The organism is Bacillus sp. XB1 (genome assembly GCF_053557995.1).
The window spans coordinates 1517814-1533937 of sequence record NZ_JBNRIL010000001.1; the positions used below are offsets into that span (position 1 = coordinate 1517814).

The following is a 16124-nucleotide window of genomic DNA, read 5'->3' on the forward strand; positions in this document are numbered from 1 at the left end:
GCAGGAAAAAACATTTTTTAACAGAATATTAAATGTTTGATTACATTTTATTGGAGTGGATAATATGTCTTTTCAAATTCGTGAAGCAACGATAGATGATATAGACGCACTTTGTTCTTTAACGAAAGAATTAAAAGGTTCCTCTATTTCCTATGAAGATATGAACAACCGATTACAATTCGTACAAATGAGTCCGTTTGATTTTTTATATGTTTACGAGGAAGAAGAAGCTATATTTGGATTACTTGGATTTCGTATACGTGAAAATTTAGAAGATGTAACACGTTATGGAGAGATTTCAATTATTAGCGTTGATTCTAACATACGACGGAAAGGCATTGGACAAGTGTTGATGGATTATGCCGAGCAATTAGCAAAGAAACATAATTGCATTGGCACATGGCTAGTTAGTGGAACAAAAAGAGTAGAAGCTCATCCTTTTTACAAAAAATTAGGATATGAAGTAAATGGCTACAGATTTGTAAAACATTTTTAAACTACTTATAAATTGAAGGGACTATAACTATGACAAACATTAAAGCAATTTTCATTGATCGTGACGGTACAATTGGTGGTGACACTACAATACATTATCCAGGATCTTTTTCATTATTTCCATTCACAAAAACATCCTTGCAAAAACTAAAAGCTAAAAATATAAAAATTTTCTCTTTCACAAATCAACCTGGTATCGCAGATGGAATTGCAACTGTAGCCGATTTTGTACAAGAATTAGAAGGCTTCGGTTTTGATGATATTTATGTATGTCCTCATAAACACGGTGATGGTTGTGAATGCCGTAAACCAAGTACAGGCATGCTGCTTAAAGCAGCAAAAAAACATGGACTTAATTTAACACAATGTGCTGTAGTTGGTGATCGCTGGACTGATATTGTTGCAGGAGCAAAAGTAAATGCGACTACGATTCTAGTCCGAACAGGCGCTGGGTATGATGCTTTGCATACGTACCGAGACAAATGGGCACATATTGAACCAAACTACATTGCAGATAACTTTGAAGATGCAACGAACTGGGTTTTAAATCAACTATAATACAAATGAAGTTTTTGATTCACTCGAAATAATTTAAAACATAGTTTAAATAGCCTTTTTGGCAAATAATTGTCTTCCACAAAACGGATCACCTCAAAAGGTAGCAAGTTCCCTTTTGATACGCAAACATTGCAATTCAAATTATATTTTTTATTAGTAACAGCAATTAACGTAAAGAAGGAATAGCTTAGTGGCTATCCCTTCTTTATTGACTTCTATTATTTACATTTGTTATCTGCTTTTATTGAGTATTCTCATCGTTTTTATACTCCAAAATATCCCCTGGCTGACACTCCAAAGCTTTACATATCGCTTCTAATGTTGAAAAACGAACCGCTTTTGCTTTCCCATTTTTCAAAATAGAAAGATTCGCCATCGTAATTCCAACCTTCTCCGAAAGCTCCGTTACACTCATTTTTCGTTTTGCTAACATGACGTCAATATTAATAATGATTGTCATATCCGCCACCTCAGACCGTCAAATCATTTTCTGATTTTATGTTAATTGCCTCTTGTAGAAGTCGTTGGAGGATAGCAGCAAAAACGGCGATAACGAGCGAAGCAAAAACGATAATGAGTCCCACTAGCCCAATAGGAGGGTCCATTTTTTTCGCTATAAAATGAAAAAGTGGCAAACTTAATACATACAAACCACTGATTGTAATTGCACAGCGCTTTATATTCTTTAACGCCTTTACTGATAATTCCGAGAACGCTGTGTTCTCATCAATGTACTGTAAAAGATTGAAAGCCTGATAAAGAGCAACGTAAAAAGGCACAGCTGCTCCATACATCACAATGAAAACAAGATATTTCATCGGAGCAATATTAGGATACAAATTTGCTGCGAAATTCGCCATTTCCGGCACTAAAAATATGCATAAAGCAAGTACTGAAATTCCAGCAAGAAAAATAATTACTTTTAAGAACGTTGTTGAACTTCGTTTAAGATTCATTTACAATACCTCACTTATTTAATGGCAACATAATTTTATCACAATATTTATTGTTTAACAATAAATAAATATCGTTTTATTTTCGTCATGTTTTTTAATTTAGGCAAAAATAAAAAAGAATTTCTCATTACAAAGAAATTCTTTTTCTTGAAAATGTCTCTTTCAACTTAATTTTTTAAAACGTTAATTCGTAATGGAAATAACGATTATCTCTCAAATAACCATTTTCAGCGTATAATCGTTGTGCTGATAAATTATCAATCTCCGTTTGCAGCTTTACACCTTTTGCTCCATTTTCTAATGCGTATTCTTTAGCAGCTTCTAATAATTTTTTACCTGTTCCGGCTCCACGCTTCGCCGCTTGTACAAATAAATCATTTAAAATCCATAATTCTTTCATTGAAATAGAAGAAAATGATGGATATAGTTGCGTGAACCCAATATATTCGCCGTCTTCAACTGCTACGAAAATAACAGACTCTTTTTTCTCAATTCTATTTCGTAAAAATACTTTTGCCCCTTCTAAATCAGAATCTTGCCTATAAAACATGCGATAGTTATTAAAAACTGATGCTAGTCCATCTAAATCTGCAATTGTTGCCTCATATATTCTCATTTTACTCCATTCCCCTTCCAATACTGTCTCATTATATCCGTTGCCCATTTAGGCTGGTGTATTTCTTCTGTCGGCATAAACTCTTTCATTATTGGTTTTATATCCAATATAGGAGTGCCATCAATAGCATCTAATCCCTCAACAATAATTGATTTACCTTCTCTTTTGATCACCTTTACAATTGTTACACCTATGCGATTTGGGCGATTTTTCCCGCGCTGTGCAAAAATACCTACTTCAGGATAATCCTTATTATTTCTAGGATGTCTAGCAAAATACTGAATTTGCTCGTCAGTTACTTTATGAAAATAAAAAACAACTTCAATATGAGAAAAATCTTCAACCCCTTGTATACTCTCTTCTGCATACATTTCAGTTAAAGTTATACGAGATCTTACTTCTCCCCACTCATCATCTTTTATTTCCTTTCTTTCATTATGTACAAATGCGATTGGTTGAACTGAAAACATACGCATTCCCCCTTAAATGTAACCACTTACATTATAAAATATTTTCTGAATGTTTTCCAGATATACGAATAAAGTTTACATAATATAATTATACTCTATCTAGAGCTACCTTGACTGCTTCAATTGCATGTATATGAGTTGTATCAAATATCGGGACAGATACGTTTTCTTGCTTTATTAATAACCCTATTTCTGTACAACCTAATATGATTCCCTGTGCTCCTTTTTGCACTAACTCTTCGATGACTCTTTTATAATATTCTCTAGATTGAGATACTATTTTTCCTAAACATAATTCTGTATATATTACTTTATTTATTTCTTTTCTATTTTTTTCTGATGGTACTATTACTTTTATATCATGCTCTTCAATACGTGACTTATAGAAATCTTGCTCCATTGTATATTTAGTTCCAAGCAGACCAACCTTTTGAATGTCTTTTCTTTTAATTTCTTTTGCAGTTGCATCAGCAATATGTAAGACTGGAATATCAATTTTGGCCTTTATTTTTCCAACTACCTTATGCATTGTATTTGTACAAATGATTATAAAGTCTGCTCCTCCCTTTTGTAATGAATATGCCGCATTCCCTAGAATTTCTCCAGCACCATCCCAATTTCCGCTAGACTGACATCGTTCAATCTCTTCAAAATCCACACTATTAATCAAACATTTTGCTGAATGTAGCCCTCCTAATCTCTCTTTTATTTCTTCATTAATAATTCGATAATATTCAGAAGTTGATTCCCAACTCATACCACCTATAAGACCTATCGTTTTCATATAAACACCTACCTAAACTTTTTTTATAAAACTAATAACAACGTTTTATTATGTATATTATACACAATAAAACAAGACTTTAAGTTTGGAATATAAAGTCTTGTTTTAACGTAATAATATAGAATAATTGTACTTTCATTTCCAAGGAAATTTTTATAGAATATTCTGAAATTAATAATCTGATATTTTTATAAATTCTTTATACTTATAATTAAAACACTCTCGATACAACTCTTTGATTTCATCATATGATGGAACACGTGGGTTATTAGCTGGGCTACCACTTTCAATTGCATCTGATGCCATTTTAGAGATAGCATTTTCAAATTCAATTTCATCGATACCGTATTCTTTTAAATTTGGAATACGAAGATCATAGCAAAGCTTTTTTATTTCCCCAATCGTGTAGTCTGCTACTTCCTCATCAGAATTCGAATACAAATCCTTATTTAAGTTACGTCCAATTTTTGCTAACCTTTTCACTGCACTTGTTTTCGTAAACTCTAACACTGTAGGTAATAGTATGGCATTTGATATTCCATGCGGTACATGAAATAATGCTCCCACTGGCCTTGACATTCCATGAACTAATGTAACTGATGCATTCGAAAATGCAATTCCAGCTTGTAAGGAAGCAATCATCATCGCTTCTCTTGCCTCCATATTATGTCCATCTTCATATGCTATACGTAAATATTTCATAATACTTTCAATAGCTGAAAGAGCAAGTACATCTGTAAGTGGTTGTGAAAATTTAGAAATATAAGCTTCAATCGCATGACATAACGCATCTATTCCTGTTGCTGCCGTAATTTGTGGTGGTAACGAACTTGTCAAAACTGGATCTATAATTGCTACTTTCGGTATAAAACTAGGATGCTTCATCATCATTTTTACATCTGTTTTTTTATTCGTAATTACTGCTACACTTGTAACTTCCGAACCAGTACCAGAAGTTGTTGGAATTGCAATAAGTGGTAGTGGATTGTTTTCTATTTCAATATCCTTTTGGACATAATCCTCAACTTCTCCACCATTTGTATATAAAACCGCTACCGCTTTCGCAGCATCAATACAACTTCCACCACCAATACCGATAATAAAATCGCACTTTTCCTCTTTACAAAGAGATAACGCTTCTAATACGTGTATATTTGTAGGCTCAGCATCCACTTTATTATATGTGCTAACAATAATACCTTTCTTATTTAGTTGTTGCATACACTTTTCAACATATCCTAATTTCTCCATAATTGTATCAGTAACTATAAAAGCTCTTTTCCCTAACTTTTTTGATTGTTCTCCCAGTTTTTCAAGCGAATTCCTTCCATATAATACCGACTTTGGCATACGAAACTCAGAAACCTCTTGCAAGTCCCCCACCCCTTCTTATCCTAATTAATATTTTATAATATAAATTATCGATTTGATGAATCTTTACGATTCAAATTTTTTAATAGAGTCCTGTTAAAGTATAGAATGCGATAACTAAAAATACAGCAACCGTTTTCAAAATAGTAATAGCAAATATATCTTTATATGACTGTTTATGTGTTAATCCCGTTACTGTAAGAATAGTAATAATAGCCCCGTTATGTGGTAGTGTATCCATTCCTCCTGATGCCATTGATACGATACGGTGCATAACTTCTAATGGAATATCAAATTGATTGGCCGCTGCAATAAATTTATCTCCCATTGCGCTTAATACTATTCCCATTCCTCCTGATGCCGAGCCTGTAATTCCAGCTAAAATATTCGTCGTTACTGCACCATTCACTAACGGATTTGTGAAAGTAGCAGAGATGCCATCTCTCATAATTGCGAAGCCTGGAAGTGCTGCAATGACACCACCGAATCCAAACTCAGCTCCTGTATTCATCGTTGCAAGTAGCGCTCCACCAATACTTGTATTCAATCCAGCTTGGAAACCTGTTACTACTCGCTTCCAATATAATAATAACGTTGTTAAGATCCCTATAATAAGTGCCAATTCTACAGACCAAATTCCTACTACTGCACTTAATTCTACTTTTCCAAATGCTTTCATACCAATTGCAGAAAAATCAAAACCGCTTGGATACCACTTCGGTATCATAATAGTAAACACTTTATTCATTACACCTACTAAAATAAGTGGTATAAATGCAATAAGTTGTTGTGCTCTTGTAATTTCAATGTTATTAATTAATGGCATATTTTTTTGTTCTACTTGCACAGATGCTGCCATTTCAGTATTTCCATCATTAAAACCAAAGTATCCTTCACCTGCTGCTTTTGCCTTCTTACGTCTACTCTCTAAATATAGTAAACCTAATGTAAGAACAAAAATTGCTCCTACAATCCCAAGTATCGGTGCAGCATAAATATCCGTTTTAAAAAATGTTGTAGGTATTACATTTTGAATTTGTGGTGATCCAGGTAGCGCATCCATTGTAAACGTTACTGCTCCAAGAACAATCGTTCCAGGGATTAAACGCTTTGGAATATTAGCTTGTCGAAACAACTTAGCTGCGAACGGATAAACAGCAAACACTACTACATACACACTAACACCACTATACGTTAAAATAGCCCCCATTAATACAATCGCTAATATAGTACGTTTTTCACCAACTAACTCAATAATTGTTTTTGCGATAGAATCTGCAATTCCTGACATTTCCACTACTTTTCCAAATATTGCTCCTAATAAAAACACAGGAAAATATAATTTTATAAATCCAACCATTTTCTCCATAAAGATATTAGAAAAGAAAGGTAATACATAACTAGGTTCTGTCAAAAATACTGCAAATAATGCAAATATCGGCGCGAATAAAATAACAGAAAAACCTCTGTATGCTACGAACATAAGTAAACTTAGTGCTAATAATATAATAACTAACTCCAATTTTACCCCTCCATTAAACAGAATATTCTAAATTTTATTGATAAATTTCTACTAACCTTTCAATTCTGACATCCCTCCTCTTATTCATACAAATTTTTATGCTAAAAATGTCTAATTATAATTATTCGATTACATATGAAAAATCCCTTTAAACAGAAACGAATTCATCGTCATACGTTATAAAGGGATTGCTAGAATCTATATTTACTGCTGTATTAAATTTTTCTCTACACAAAAATGATACAGTTCTTCAACATCTTTCACTATGTAGGTCGCACTAACTTCAGTCAGTTCTTTTTCACAGCCATAGCCATATAAAACACCAATTGAAGCAATTCCATTCTGATTTGCACCTATTATATCGTGCTTTCTATCACCAATCATTATCATTTCTTCTTTATTTAGTTCTTCATGTGTTTGTAAAATATGAGCAATTATTTCTTCTTTTTTTATTCTCGTACCATCTAAATTACTTCCAATGATGTCTTCGAAATAATTCGTTAATCGAAAATGCTCTATAACTTGTTTCGCAAATACAGTGGGCTTTGAAGTTGCTACGAATATGCGATTCCCTGAACTTTTTAATTGTTGCAAGAGCTTCAGAATCCCCTCGTATACATTATTTTCAAACAATCCACGCTGCTTTAAATACTCACGGAAGTAAAAAACAGCACGTTCAACCTCTCCTTCACTCATATTATATCTCTCTATGAATGATTGCTGAATAGGAGGACCTATAAATGAATCTAACTCACTTATATGTACTTCTTCAATTCCTACTTTTTTTAATGCATATAAAACCGAGTTTACAATCCCTTCTTTCGGATCCGTTAAAGTTCCATCTAAATCAAATAGAAATGTTTTATACATGCTTCATTCCTCCACTTAATTTGCTGTATAAATAAGTGCTAACATCTCTTCCACTTCTCCCTATTATACTATTATTATCTATTTTTTCGAAAAATCAATTTCCATATGTCACATACTTTCAGTTACAAAATAAGATAGATATGATACAGTAAAAAAGTTACAATTATTTTAATAGAAACTGGTGAAACAAATGTCAATTACGTTAATTTTTATAATGGCTTTCACAATTGTGATCCACGCAGTTGAAACAAGCTCTTATAGTATTCGATTAGCTGGAGTACGTTTAAAGAAGATTGCGGTTGCCTTGTCTGTTGTAGGAATGGTGTTACTTATTTCAAGAACATCAAACTTACTACAAGCCTTTTTAATCGGTGGTATTGTCGATGAAGCAAAACTAGATTCTTCTATTAATTTAGAGCATATTATACGACTCGTACTATTATCGGCTTCTATCGGTACATTAATCGCGATCATTCTTTATCCAACTTTGACAAAATTATTTGGATATGTCATTCAAAACTTTGAAACAGACGGTTCTTTCATTCGAATGATGAAAACGAATAACATTCAAAAATTAAAGTACACAAAAAAATATGTCCGTTTTCCAAAGTTAGAAATGATTCATAGACTGCGTATCGGTGGTATTCCAAAGCGTATTATGCTTATTAACATGTTTGCTACTGCTATTTATACAGCAGGGGTACTTTCAGCCCTTTACGCTTCTTTTTTAAATCCAGATTATGCAACAAATGCAAGTACAGCTTCTGGCCTTGTAAATGGTTTCGCCACTATTTTATTAACTGTATTACTCGATCCACGCATTGCTCTTTTAACAGAACGTGCTCTACAATCAGAAAGCGGTGCTGAATCTATGAGTAAAATGTATGGTTGGCTAATGATTTCTAGACTTCTCGGCACATTATTAGCACAACTGCTATTTGTACCAGGTGCTTACTGGATTTTATGGATTATTGAACTGATGCATTAATTTACTAGAAAGGTGAATTTATCAATGAAGATCAAAACAGAGAAAGATATAATTCGCTTAATAGAAAACGACGAATGGATGATGAATGTATTACAAATGGCAAAATCACTAGAGCTACCTGATTGGTGGATTTGTGCCGGATTTGTTCGTTCTAAAATTTGGGATACTTTACATGACTATGAAGCTAAAACGGCTATGCCTGATGTTGATGTGATTTATTATGATAGTCTACATCAAGATGAGATATACGAACAATCATTAGAAACGAAATTAATGAATATTGATGCTACTATCCCTTGGTCTGTAAAAAATCAAGCTCGTATGCATGTAGTGAATAATATGCCACCATATTCTTCTTCTGTTAATGCTATTTCTAAATTCCCTGAAACAGCAACGGCTTTAGGAGTTACACTTGATGAACTAAACAACGTTATCTTAACAGCACCATGTGGTATTGAAGATGTCCTTTCCTTACAAGTGAAACCAACAGCTCATTTTCTTGAATCGAAAGAACGATTACATATGTACAAAAACAGAGTTATAAAAAAGAATTGGCAAAGTAAGTGGCCTAACATCACAATCACATATCCAGAAATTTAGAAAGGGTGCCTCTCATTTATAGAAGCACCCTTTTCTTCATTTCAAAAAATGTATGACCGTTTCTGCAAATCTATCTGCTTCCTCATAATGAGGTGAATGACCGCTCTCTTCAAATACGATATACTTGCCGTTTCGGGCATCTTTATTAAATGTTTTAATTTGTTCTTCACACGTTACTACATCATGTTTTCCTACTATTAATAACATTAGATTTTGTACATCTTTTATTTTTGATAATAATGATGTATGACATGCTCCCTCTAATTTTAATCTATCAAAGTGAATTTTGGAGCGATTTGAAAATATTTCCCACTCTTCATCACTGTATAAACTCTCATCTGTCCTATCTTCCTTATTATTGTAAATCTCCATTCTTTTTTCTTCTAATTCAGCGCTTAGTCTTATATAAGCTTCTAACAACTCTTCTGAACTAGCCTCGCTAGATGAATAAGCAAAGCACTCTTCTGCTACTTCTTCTTTTCCATACTTTTTTAATAAATGCCCTGTCTTTTGTAACAAAGCCCTACTTGTTAATGCAAAATCAAAAGTTGGTCCTTCAAATATTATTTTCTCTATTGAACTTGGATATATCGACGCATAAAGCAATGCTACATATCCACCGAAAGAGTGTCCAATTATAGACCACTTCTCAATTTGTAATACTTTTTTTAATTCCTCACAGTCTTCAATCAAATCATTTAATCCAAAAGCTTCGTCTTCAGTAATTTCTTCTGAGCGACAAACACCTCTTTGATCTATCATAATTACATATAGAGAATCTTTTAAACGTTCCGATTGATGAAATGAAAAATCATAACAACTTTCTCCTGGTCCACCATGCAAGTATAAGACTGGCTTATTTTTAGGATTTCCATGTGTTTCAACGTATAGCTTTTTCCCTCTAATATTCATATATTTCCCTGCTTCTATCAAATTTTTCTTTATGATCATCACCCCTTTTTTACTGAATATTATAACATTTAATATTAAATAATCCCTATTACATTTAAGAAGACTATAATTATTGCAAGTGGTGCTACAAATCGAAGTAAAAATGCCCAATAAGTAAATACTTTCTTTCCATAATTTCCACCTACAAAAAACTCTGCTTCTAGTACCTTCTTCTCCATTTTGAATGAAACGAAAATACTAATAAATAGTGCTCCAAGTGGCATTAATATATTACTAGATAAGAAGTCTACTGCATCAAAAATATTCTTTCCGAAAATCGTAATATCACTCCATACTCCAAATGATAACGCTGATGGTATACCTACCAAGAAAATGCCGAAACCGATCAGCCATGATAATTTCGTTCTCTTTTCTTGTTCACCATTTGCTAATGCTGAAACAACAGTTTCTAGTAGAGAAAATGCTGATGTTAATGTCGCAAATGTAAATAGTGCAAGAAATACTGTTAAGAAAAATCCACCGAATGGGATTTGACTAAATACAGATGGTAATACGATAAATAGTAATCCAGGTCCTTCTGTTGGCTCCATTCCTAATGAAAATACGGCTGGAAAAATAGCAAGACCTGCAAATAATGAAACAAATAAATTTAATCCAACAATTGTTATTGCTGATTTTGGTAAACTTTCTTTTTTATTTAAATAGGAACTATACGTAACCATAATTGAAATCCCGATACTAATTGCAAAGAATGATTGCCCCATTGCGAACAAAATACTTTCCGAAGTAATCTTTGAGAAATCTGGTTGTAAGAAAAACTTCACACCTTTCATTGCATCATCAAGTGTTAACGAACGAATAATAAGAGCGACAAATAAAACGAACAATGCTGGCAACATATATTTACTTGCTTTTTCAATTCCGTTTTGTACACCCTTTGATACAACCCATATCGTAATGAACATAAAAGCGAAATGTCCCATAATAGCCCAAGCAGGATTCCCAATTGTTTCAGTAAATAATGTACCGTAATTTTGTCCTGGAGTAATCAGTTGTCCAGTTATTCCTCTGAATAAATAAATTAATACCCATCCACCTACAACACTATAAAACGAAAGTAGTATAAAACAAGTTCCAACACCAAGGCGTCCAATCCAATGCCATCCCGTATTTGGTGCGATGCTTTTAAATGCTCCAACTGCTTGTTTCTGCGTACTGCGTCCAATCATAAATTCAGCTATAAGTAGCGGTAGTCCAATTAAAACAGTAAATAATATAAATATTAAAAAGAACGCTCCTCCCCCACTCTTCCCAGCGATATAAGGGAACTTCCATATCGCACCAAGTCCAATTGCTGATCCGGCTGCCGCCATTATAAAACCTAATTTCGAAGTCCATTGCTCCGTCTGTTTCATCTCATTTTCCTCCTAATTAAATCTTTTTATATAAATAAATAAATTTTATAAACCTATTCAAATAAACCCTCCATTTCTTCTTCCATATAATAAAAAAATGGCCTAGCATCTCTATATAAAGAGACGCTAAGCCATTTACTTAACGCGGTACCACCCTTATTGATTCCATTATGAATCCACCTTAGTAGTAATCGTTTGATTACAAACCTAATATCGAAGGTTAACCGTTAAGATTTACTAAGAATGTAATTCCGTTCCACCTTACTGCTCCTAGGCGAGTTCAGGATGTTATTTGACTATGTCACACCAACCCATAGCTCTCTGTACAAATACATGACCTTACTACTCCTATTCAACACATTTTAATATTTAGAATATATTTTCTTTTGAAATTAATATGAAGTATATCTGTTATATTTGTAACTGTCAAGGGTATATTGATTTTTTTGTCGAAATGGTTCATATTTCAACTGACTTTTACTAAGCTTATTAGAAAAAGAAAGAGTCTATATTTTCACCTTTTCAAACGAACTATAAAAAAAGAATCTTCGCGATAATCGCGAAGATTCTTTTTACGGTATGAGACGAGTACAATCTCTCGGAAAAGCACTCGCCTCTCGTACATTTGTTAATTCTAAAAGTTTATATACAACCCTTTCTAACCCAATTCCGAAACCTCCATGTGGTGGACAACCATATCGAAATGTATTTAAATAAGATTGAAATTTATCTGGGTGTAATCCTTTTTCTTTAAACGAAGCGAGTAACATTTCATAATTATGAATTCGCTGTGCCCCTGACGTTATTTCTAATCCTTTATATAATAAGTCGAATGAATCAGTAATAGCTGGATTCTCTTTATTCGGCATCGTATACATCGGTCTCGCTTTTTTCGGATAATGCGTAATAAAAACAAATTCACTATTATATATTTCCTTCACATATTTCCCTAGTAACTTTTCACCTTCTGTATCTAAATCCCCTACAGGAGATTCTTTACGATACTTACTTTTCAAAATTTCTTGTGCTTCTAACAATGTAATTTTAGGTATTTCAGTAATAACAGGTACTTCTATTTGTAATAGTTGTAGTTCTATTTCACATTTTTTCGCTACTTGTTGAAACATATATCGTAAAACATCCGTTTCTAGTTGCATCACTTCATAAAAATCATGAATAAAACCAAGCTCTACGTCTAACGATATATATTCATTCAAATGACGGGAAGAATTATGATGTTCCGCTCTATATACAGGTGCAATTTCAAAAACTCGTTCTAACCCACCTGCCACCATCATTTGCTTATAGAACTGTGGTGATTGTGCTAAATAAGCTTCTTTTTGGAAGTATGGAAGCTTAAAAACATTTGCTCCTCCTTCTGCCCCTTGCGAAACAATTTTCGGCGTAAATATTCGTGTGAAATCGTTCTCTATAAGAAATTCACTAAAGCTTTGAACGAGTGTAGATTTCACTTTAAAAATCGCTGCGGTTCGCTCATGCCTTAATGATATTACTCGCTCATTAAGTAGTTGATCTAAGCCAACTTGTAACTTCTTTTTATTTATTTCAAATGGAAGTGGCTCTGCACCGTTTATTACTTTCACTTCATGAGCAAGTACTTCAACACCCAATTCTGTTTTCGATGTTTCGACTATTTCACCAATTACGTGGACGACACTTTCTACATCAACTTTATATCCAGCCAATTCATTTTCTAATACACATTGAATTACTCCTGTTCTGTCCCGTAATAATAAAAAACTAACATTTCCAAGATGTCGAATCTTTTTTACCCATCCTTGAAGTAATACAACCTTTCCACTTTGCTTTGTACATTCTTTTGTGAGTGAACGCTTCATTATTGAATCCATTATTTTTCCCTCCAGTAATTTTATATTTATTTACGTTATTGTTGTCATCGTCATCATCCACGGTCACTCACCCCCTTTCAAAGAATACAAAAATCCGCCCCTATAAATAGGGACGGATTTTTTCCGCGGTACCACCCAAATTGTCATACTGACCATCTTAGCCCTGATAACGGTAGGTACCGTTTGCTTTTACTAATAATCACGTTCAAAGCAACACTCACAGGTGTCTTTCCATCATGCGGTATCGCAACCTTCCCAGCAACTGGCTGCTCTCTGTAGACCTTTGCACCATGTACTTTTCCTGATCATCACTTTTTATATTTACAGAGTATTCTAACTCCTCACCTTATAAAACGCAAGCTTTTTTTGAAACATTCTGGTTTTATAACTCCTAACTTCTTCTAAAGTGTGAAAAGTTAATTTTGTAATACATATTCTTATGTATTACATCCAAAATTACACCTTTAATATTTTCCAATTTTTACATAAAAACTAATTCATTTACGCATATTAATAAAAATTTTAACGCGAGGTGTGTATATGCAAAAAGCAATTAGTTTCTTTTTCCTTTTGTTTTGCTTAATTGTAGTAAACGAAACGTATGCCTATTCACCAAAATCTTTACCAATCTCTCAAAACTCTGATCAATGGCAAGTGAATATTGATAAACCGAAAAAAACAAACAAGAATATGCTTCAAGCTAAAAAAGATGAATTTCAAACATATCATTTTTCAGTAAAGAATGTCGGGAATAGTGAAGTATATAATGTAAACGTCGAAGTATTCCGCAACGAACCAAATAAGAAAACGAAATATGAACTCTTTTCCCTAAAGGAAAGTCGTTTGGCAAGTGGAAAAACTGGATTTGAACACGCTAATTTACCCGTTGCTACAAAAGCAGATGAAGTTGATGTTATTATTACATGGCAAGAACACCCATTCCGATCGATGCGAAATGGTCAAAAAGTTGAATCTAGAAAATTTAAAGAGCATTTTGTTTTTAAAGAAGCTAAAAAGTAAATGGGATACGGATATATTCACACTATCATTGATATAGCTTTATTTACTAGTACCAGTTCGTAAGCAAATTAAAAAGTCGTGGCTTATAAATGCCACGACTTTTTATATTAATTCGTACTAATGCCTCTCGCTGCCCAAATGCGATCGATATCAGCAGCATGTTGTCCGCCATATAAAAGAGCATCCGCTTGCTTAATCGCTTTTGCTCCATCACTGAATTTAGAGTTTGGTGTTAATGACCAGTGTGATTGTAAAATGATTTTTGTTGCTACATCACGTCCAAATGCTTGTGCCATTTCATATTGGCCTTGTGCCCAAATTTCCCCATCATCATGTACCTCATTTGTAATATCTTTCGGATACACTTTATTCGTATCTAATCGGCGTAAGCACGTCGGATCTGAACTAGAATAAGCAGTCGCATCCCATTCTCCAACACATGCTTTACCATATCCAGTAGTCGATACTGCATCTTCATATGTAGCACCTAAGAAGTCGCCAAATCCTTCTCCCATCGCTCCACCTTCTGCTGAACTACCAAAGCCAGGAACTTGGTTATCTTGAATCGAATGCCCATACTCATGTGCGATAATACCAGCATCTTCTGCATCATCAACACCGCCAGTACCGAAAGTTAAAGCTTTTGTTGATGGAGAATAGAATGAGTTATCATCAGTTGTACCATTAACATTCACTTTTATCGAACGGTTATTAATATTTTTAAAACCTAGACTTTGAATGTAACGTTGCAATGTGTCGATATGATAGTACGACATAACATCTTCAAAGCTATCATTTGCGCGTGTATAGTTAAATTGTAAATTCGTAGATTTTGTTTTCGCTTTTGAAGAAATCGTTACATATTCTCCAATTAAAAATCCTGTTCCATCTAAACCTTTTAACGTAACAGTTTTCAGTTGGTTCGTTAGAGCTGTTGAATCTGCATCGTTATTATCTTTTAAGCCTACTTTACTACCGCTAGATACGACTGGGTTAGGTAAAAATACTTTTCCTGACCCTTCAGCTTTTCGGTTTATATCAACCTTTTTAATTAACTTTCCATTTTCTGCATCAATAAATGTTTCCCATGCACCAAATGGATTATTAGAATGGACTACAACTTTATATACTGGACGAGCAATTCCTTCTTCAACAATATATCCGAACTCTTTATCTGTAGGAGCCCATAAATTTTGCTCACTTGCTTCTCCAACATACGCCATTGATTTTTGTATTGCATCTTTTTCACTAATTTTTGTCGTTACTTCCTTCACACCTGTAACAGGCTGATAATCAGAAACAGCGAGTACTCCCTTTCCCTCTCCGTTAAGCGTAACTGTTATTTGTTTTGAAAATACAGGTGCACCATTAACAACTTGTTGGAACCTAACATATGAAGCTACTGATGTTTCTGTTGTAGAAATATATTGCAAGTCTGAAAGATCTGTTTTCAATCCATACTGCGCAGCATTTTCTTTTAAATATTCAGTTGCTTTTTTCTGTGGCGAATAAGCTTCTAACTTTACTTGCTGTTGTTTTTCCAATGCCGAAACCGTAGAAATCGTCCCCATTACTAACGGCACGGTCATTGCCATTGCCACCATTTTTTTATTAAACATAGAACCACTCCCCCTAATAAAGTAGCTCAACCTTATCCCATTACCACTAGGCAATCA

Annotated in this window: 17 protein-coding genes and 2 other annotated features; of the genes, 5 read left to right on the forward strand and 12 right to left on the reverse strand. The window is 33.7% G+C overall.

Annotation, left to right across the window (positions count from 1 at the left end; genetic code table 11):
• Positions 1 to 64 precede the first annotated feature (64 nt).
• Both ACK1U5_RS07615 and ACK1U5_RS07620 read left to right on the forward strand, forming a co-directional pair.
• Positions 65 to 496 (forward strand): GNAT family N-acetyltransferase, encoded by a 432-nt coding sequence (locus tag ACK1U5_RS07615; protein WP_000009776.1) that lies wholly within the window; start codon positions 65 to 67, stop codon positions 494 to 496.
• Between the two features lie 29 nt (positions 497 to 525).
• Positions 526 to 1053, forward strand: coding sequence for an HAD-IIIA family hydrolase (locus ACK1U5_RS07620; protein ID WP_000181772.1), 528 nt, complete (start codon positions 526 to 528; stop codon positions 1051 to 1053).
• Positions 1054 to 1294: 241 nt separating this feature from the next.
• Here ACK1U5_RS07620 and ACK1U5_RS07625 read toward each other — a convergent pair whose 3' ends face one another.
• The 8 genes from ACK1U5_RS07625 to ACK1U5_RS07660 form a co-directional block, all read right to left on the reverse strand.
• Positions 1295 to 1513, reverse strand: coding sequence for a helix-turn-helix domain-containing protein (locus ACK1U5_RS07625; protein WP_000152534.1), 219 nt, complete (start codon positions 1511 to 1513; stop codon positions 1295 to 1297).
• A 10-nt stretch (positions 1514 to 1523) separates the two neighbouring features.
• The gene (locus ACK1U5_RS07630; RefSeq protein WP_001050149.1) at positions 1524 to 2009 is read right to left on the reverse strand and encodes a DUF2975 domain-containing protein; all 486 of its coding nucleotides are present in this window, start codon (positions 2007 to 2009) and stop codon (positions 1524 to 1526) included.
• A 175-nt stretch (positions 2010 to 2184) separates the two neighbouring features.
• The gene (locus ACK1U5_RS07635) at positions 2185 to 2625 is read right to left on the reverse strand and encodes a GNAT family N-acetyltransferase (RefSeq protein ID WP_001223866.1); all 441 of its coding nucleotides are present in this window, start codon (positions 2623 to 2625) and stop codon (positions 2185 to 2187) included.
• Positions 2622 to 3095: an SAM-dependent methyltransferase gene (locus ACK1U5_RS07640; protein WP_000493255.1), complete on the reverse strand. Its 474-nt coding sequence runs from the start codon at positions 3093 to 3095 to the stop codon at positions 2622 to 2624. The genes ACK1U5_RS07635 and ACK1U5_RS07640 overlap by 4 nt, the downstream gene beginning before the upstream one ends.
• Positions 3096 to 3183: 88 nt before the next feature.
• Entirely contained in the window at positions 3184 to 3879 is a 696-nt protein-coding gene (locus ACK1U5_RS07645; protein ID WP_030025515.1) for an aspartate/glutamate racemase family protein, read from the reverse strand.
• Between the two features lie 171 nt (positions 3880 to 4050).
• Positions 4051 to 5253, reverse strand: coding sequence for an iron-containing alcohol dehydrogenase (locus ACK1U5_RS07650; RefSeq protein WP_001158668.1), 1203 nt, complete (start codon positions 5251 to 5253; stop codon positions 4051 to 4053).
• Between the two features lie 79 nt (positions 5254 to 5332).
• The gene (locus tag ACK1U5_RS07655) at positions 5333 to 6772 is read right to left on the reverse strand and encodes a GntP family permease (RefSeq protein WP_069605046.1); all 1440 of its coding nucleotides are present in this window, start codon (positions 6770 to 6772) and stop codon (positions 5333 to 5335) included.
• Positions 6773 to 6976: 204 nt separating this feature from the next.
• Positions 6977 to 7642, reverse strand: coding sequence for an HAD family hydrolase (locus tag ACK1U5_RS07660; RefSeq protein WP_030025512.1), 666 nt, complete (start codon positions 7640 to 7642; stop codon positions 6977 to 6979).
• 190 nt (positions 7643 to 7832) lie between these two features.
• Here ACK1U5_RS07660 and ACK1U5_RS07665 point away from each other — a divergent pair, with 190 nt between their 5' ends.
• Positions 7833 to 8630, forward strand: coding sequence for a lipid II flippase Amj family protein (locus tag ACK1U5_RS07665; RefSeq protein WP_000028915.1), 798 nt, complete (start codon positions 7833 to 7835; stop codon positions 8628 to 8630).
• Between the two features lie 24 nt (positions 8631 to 8654).
• Positions 8655 to 9230, forward strand: a complete 576-nt coding sequence (locus ACK1U5_RS07670; RefSeq protein ID WP_000695357.1) for a nucleotidyltransferase family protein — start codon at positions 8655 to 8657, stop codon at positions 9228 to 9230.
• 36 nt (positions 9231 to 9266) lie between these two features.
• Here ACK1U5_RS07670 and ACK1U5_RS07675 read toward each other — a convergent pair whose 3' ends face one another.
• From ACK1U5_RS07675 to aspS, 3 genes are all read right to left on the reverse strand, one after another.
• Positions 9267 to 10142: an alpha/beta fold hydrolase gene (locus ACK1U5_RS07675; RefSeq protein WP_025966775.1), complete on the reverse strand. Its 876-nt coding sequence runs from the start codon at positions 10140 to 10142 to the stop codon at positions 9267 to 9269.
• A 74-nt stretch (positions 10143 to 10216) separates the two neighbouring features.
• Complete coding sequence (locus ACK1U5_RS07680; RefSeq protein ID WP_000814538.1) at positions 10217 to 11557, reverse strand: sodium-dependent transporter; 1341 nt, start codon at positions 11555 to 11557, stop codon at positions 10217 to 10219.
• Positions 11558 to 11673: 116 nt separating this feature from the next.
• Positions 11674 to 11922, reverse strand: a binding site (T-box leader).
• 207 nt (positions 11923 to 12129) lie between these two features.
• A complete protein-coding gene (aspS, locus tag ACK1U5_RS07685; protein WP_000377345.1) occupies positions 12130 to 13428 on the reverse strand; it encodes an aspartate--tRNA(Asn) ligase in 1299 nt (432 codons plus the stop codon).
• Positions 13429 to 13533: 105 nt separating this feature from the next.
• Positions 13534 to 13746, reverse strand: a binding site (T-box leader).
• Between the two features lie 222 nt (positions 13747 to 13968).
• Here aspS and ACK1U5_RS07690 point away from each other — a divergent pair.
• Entirely contained in the window at positions 13969 to 14448 is a 480-nt protein-coding gene (locus ACK1U5_RS07690) for a hypothetical protein (protein WP_069605045.1), read from the forward strand.
• 107 nt (positions 14449 to 14555) lie between these two features.
• Here the strand turns inward: ACK1U5_RS07690 and ACK1U5_RS07695 are convergent, their stop codons facing one another.
• The gene (locus ACK1U5_RS07695) at positions 14556 to 16067 is read right to left on the reverse strand and encodes a M36 family metallopeptidase (RefSeq protein WP_000482274.1); all 1512 of its coding nucleotides are present in this window, start codon (positions 16065 to 16067) and stop codon (positions 14556 to 14558) included.
• Positions 16068 to 16124 lie beyond the last annotated feature (57 nt).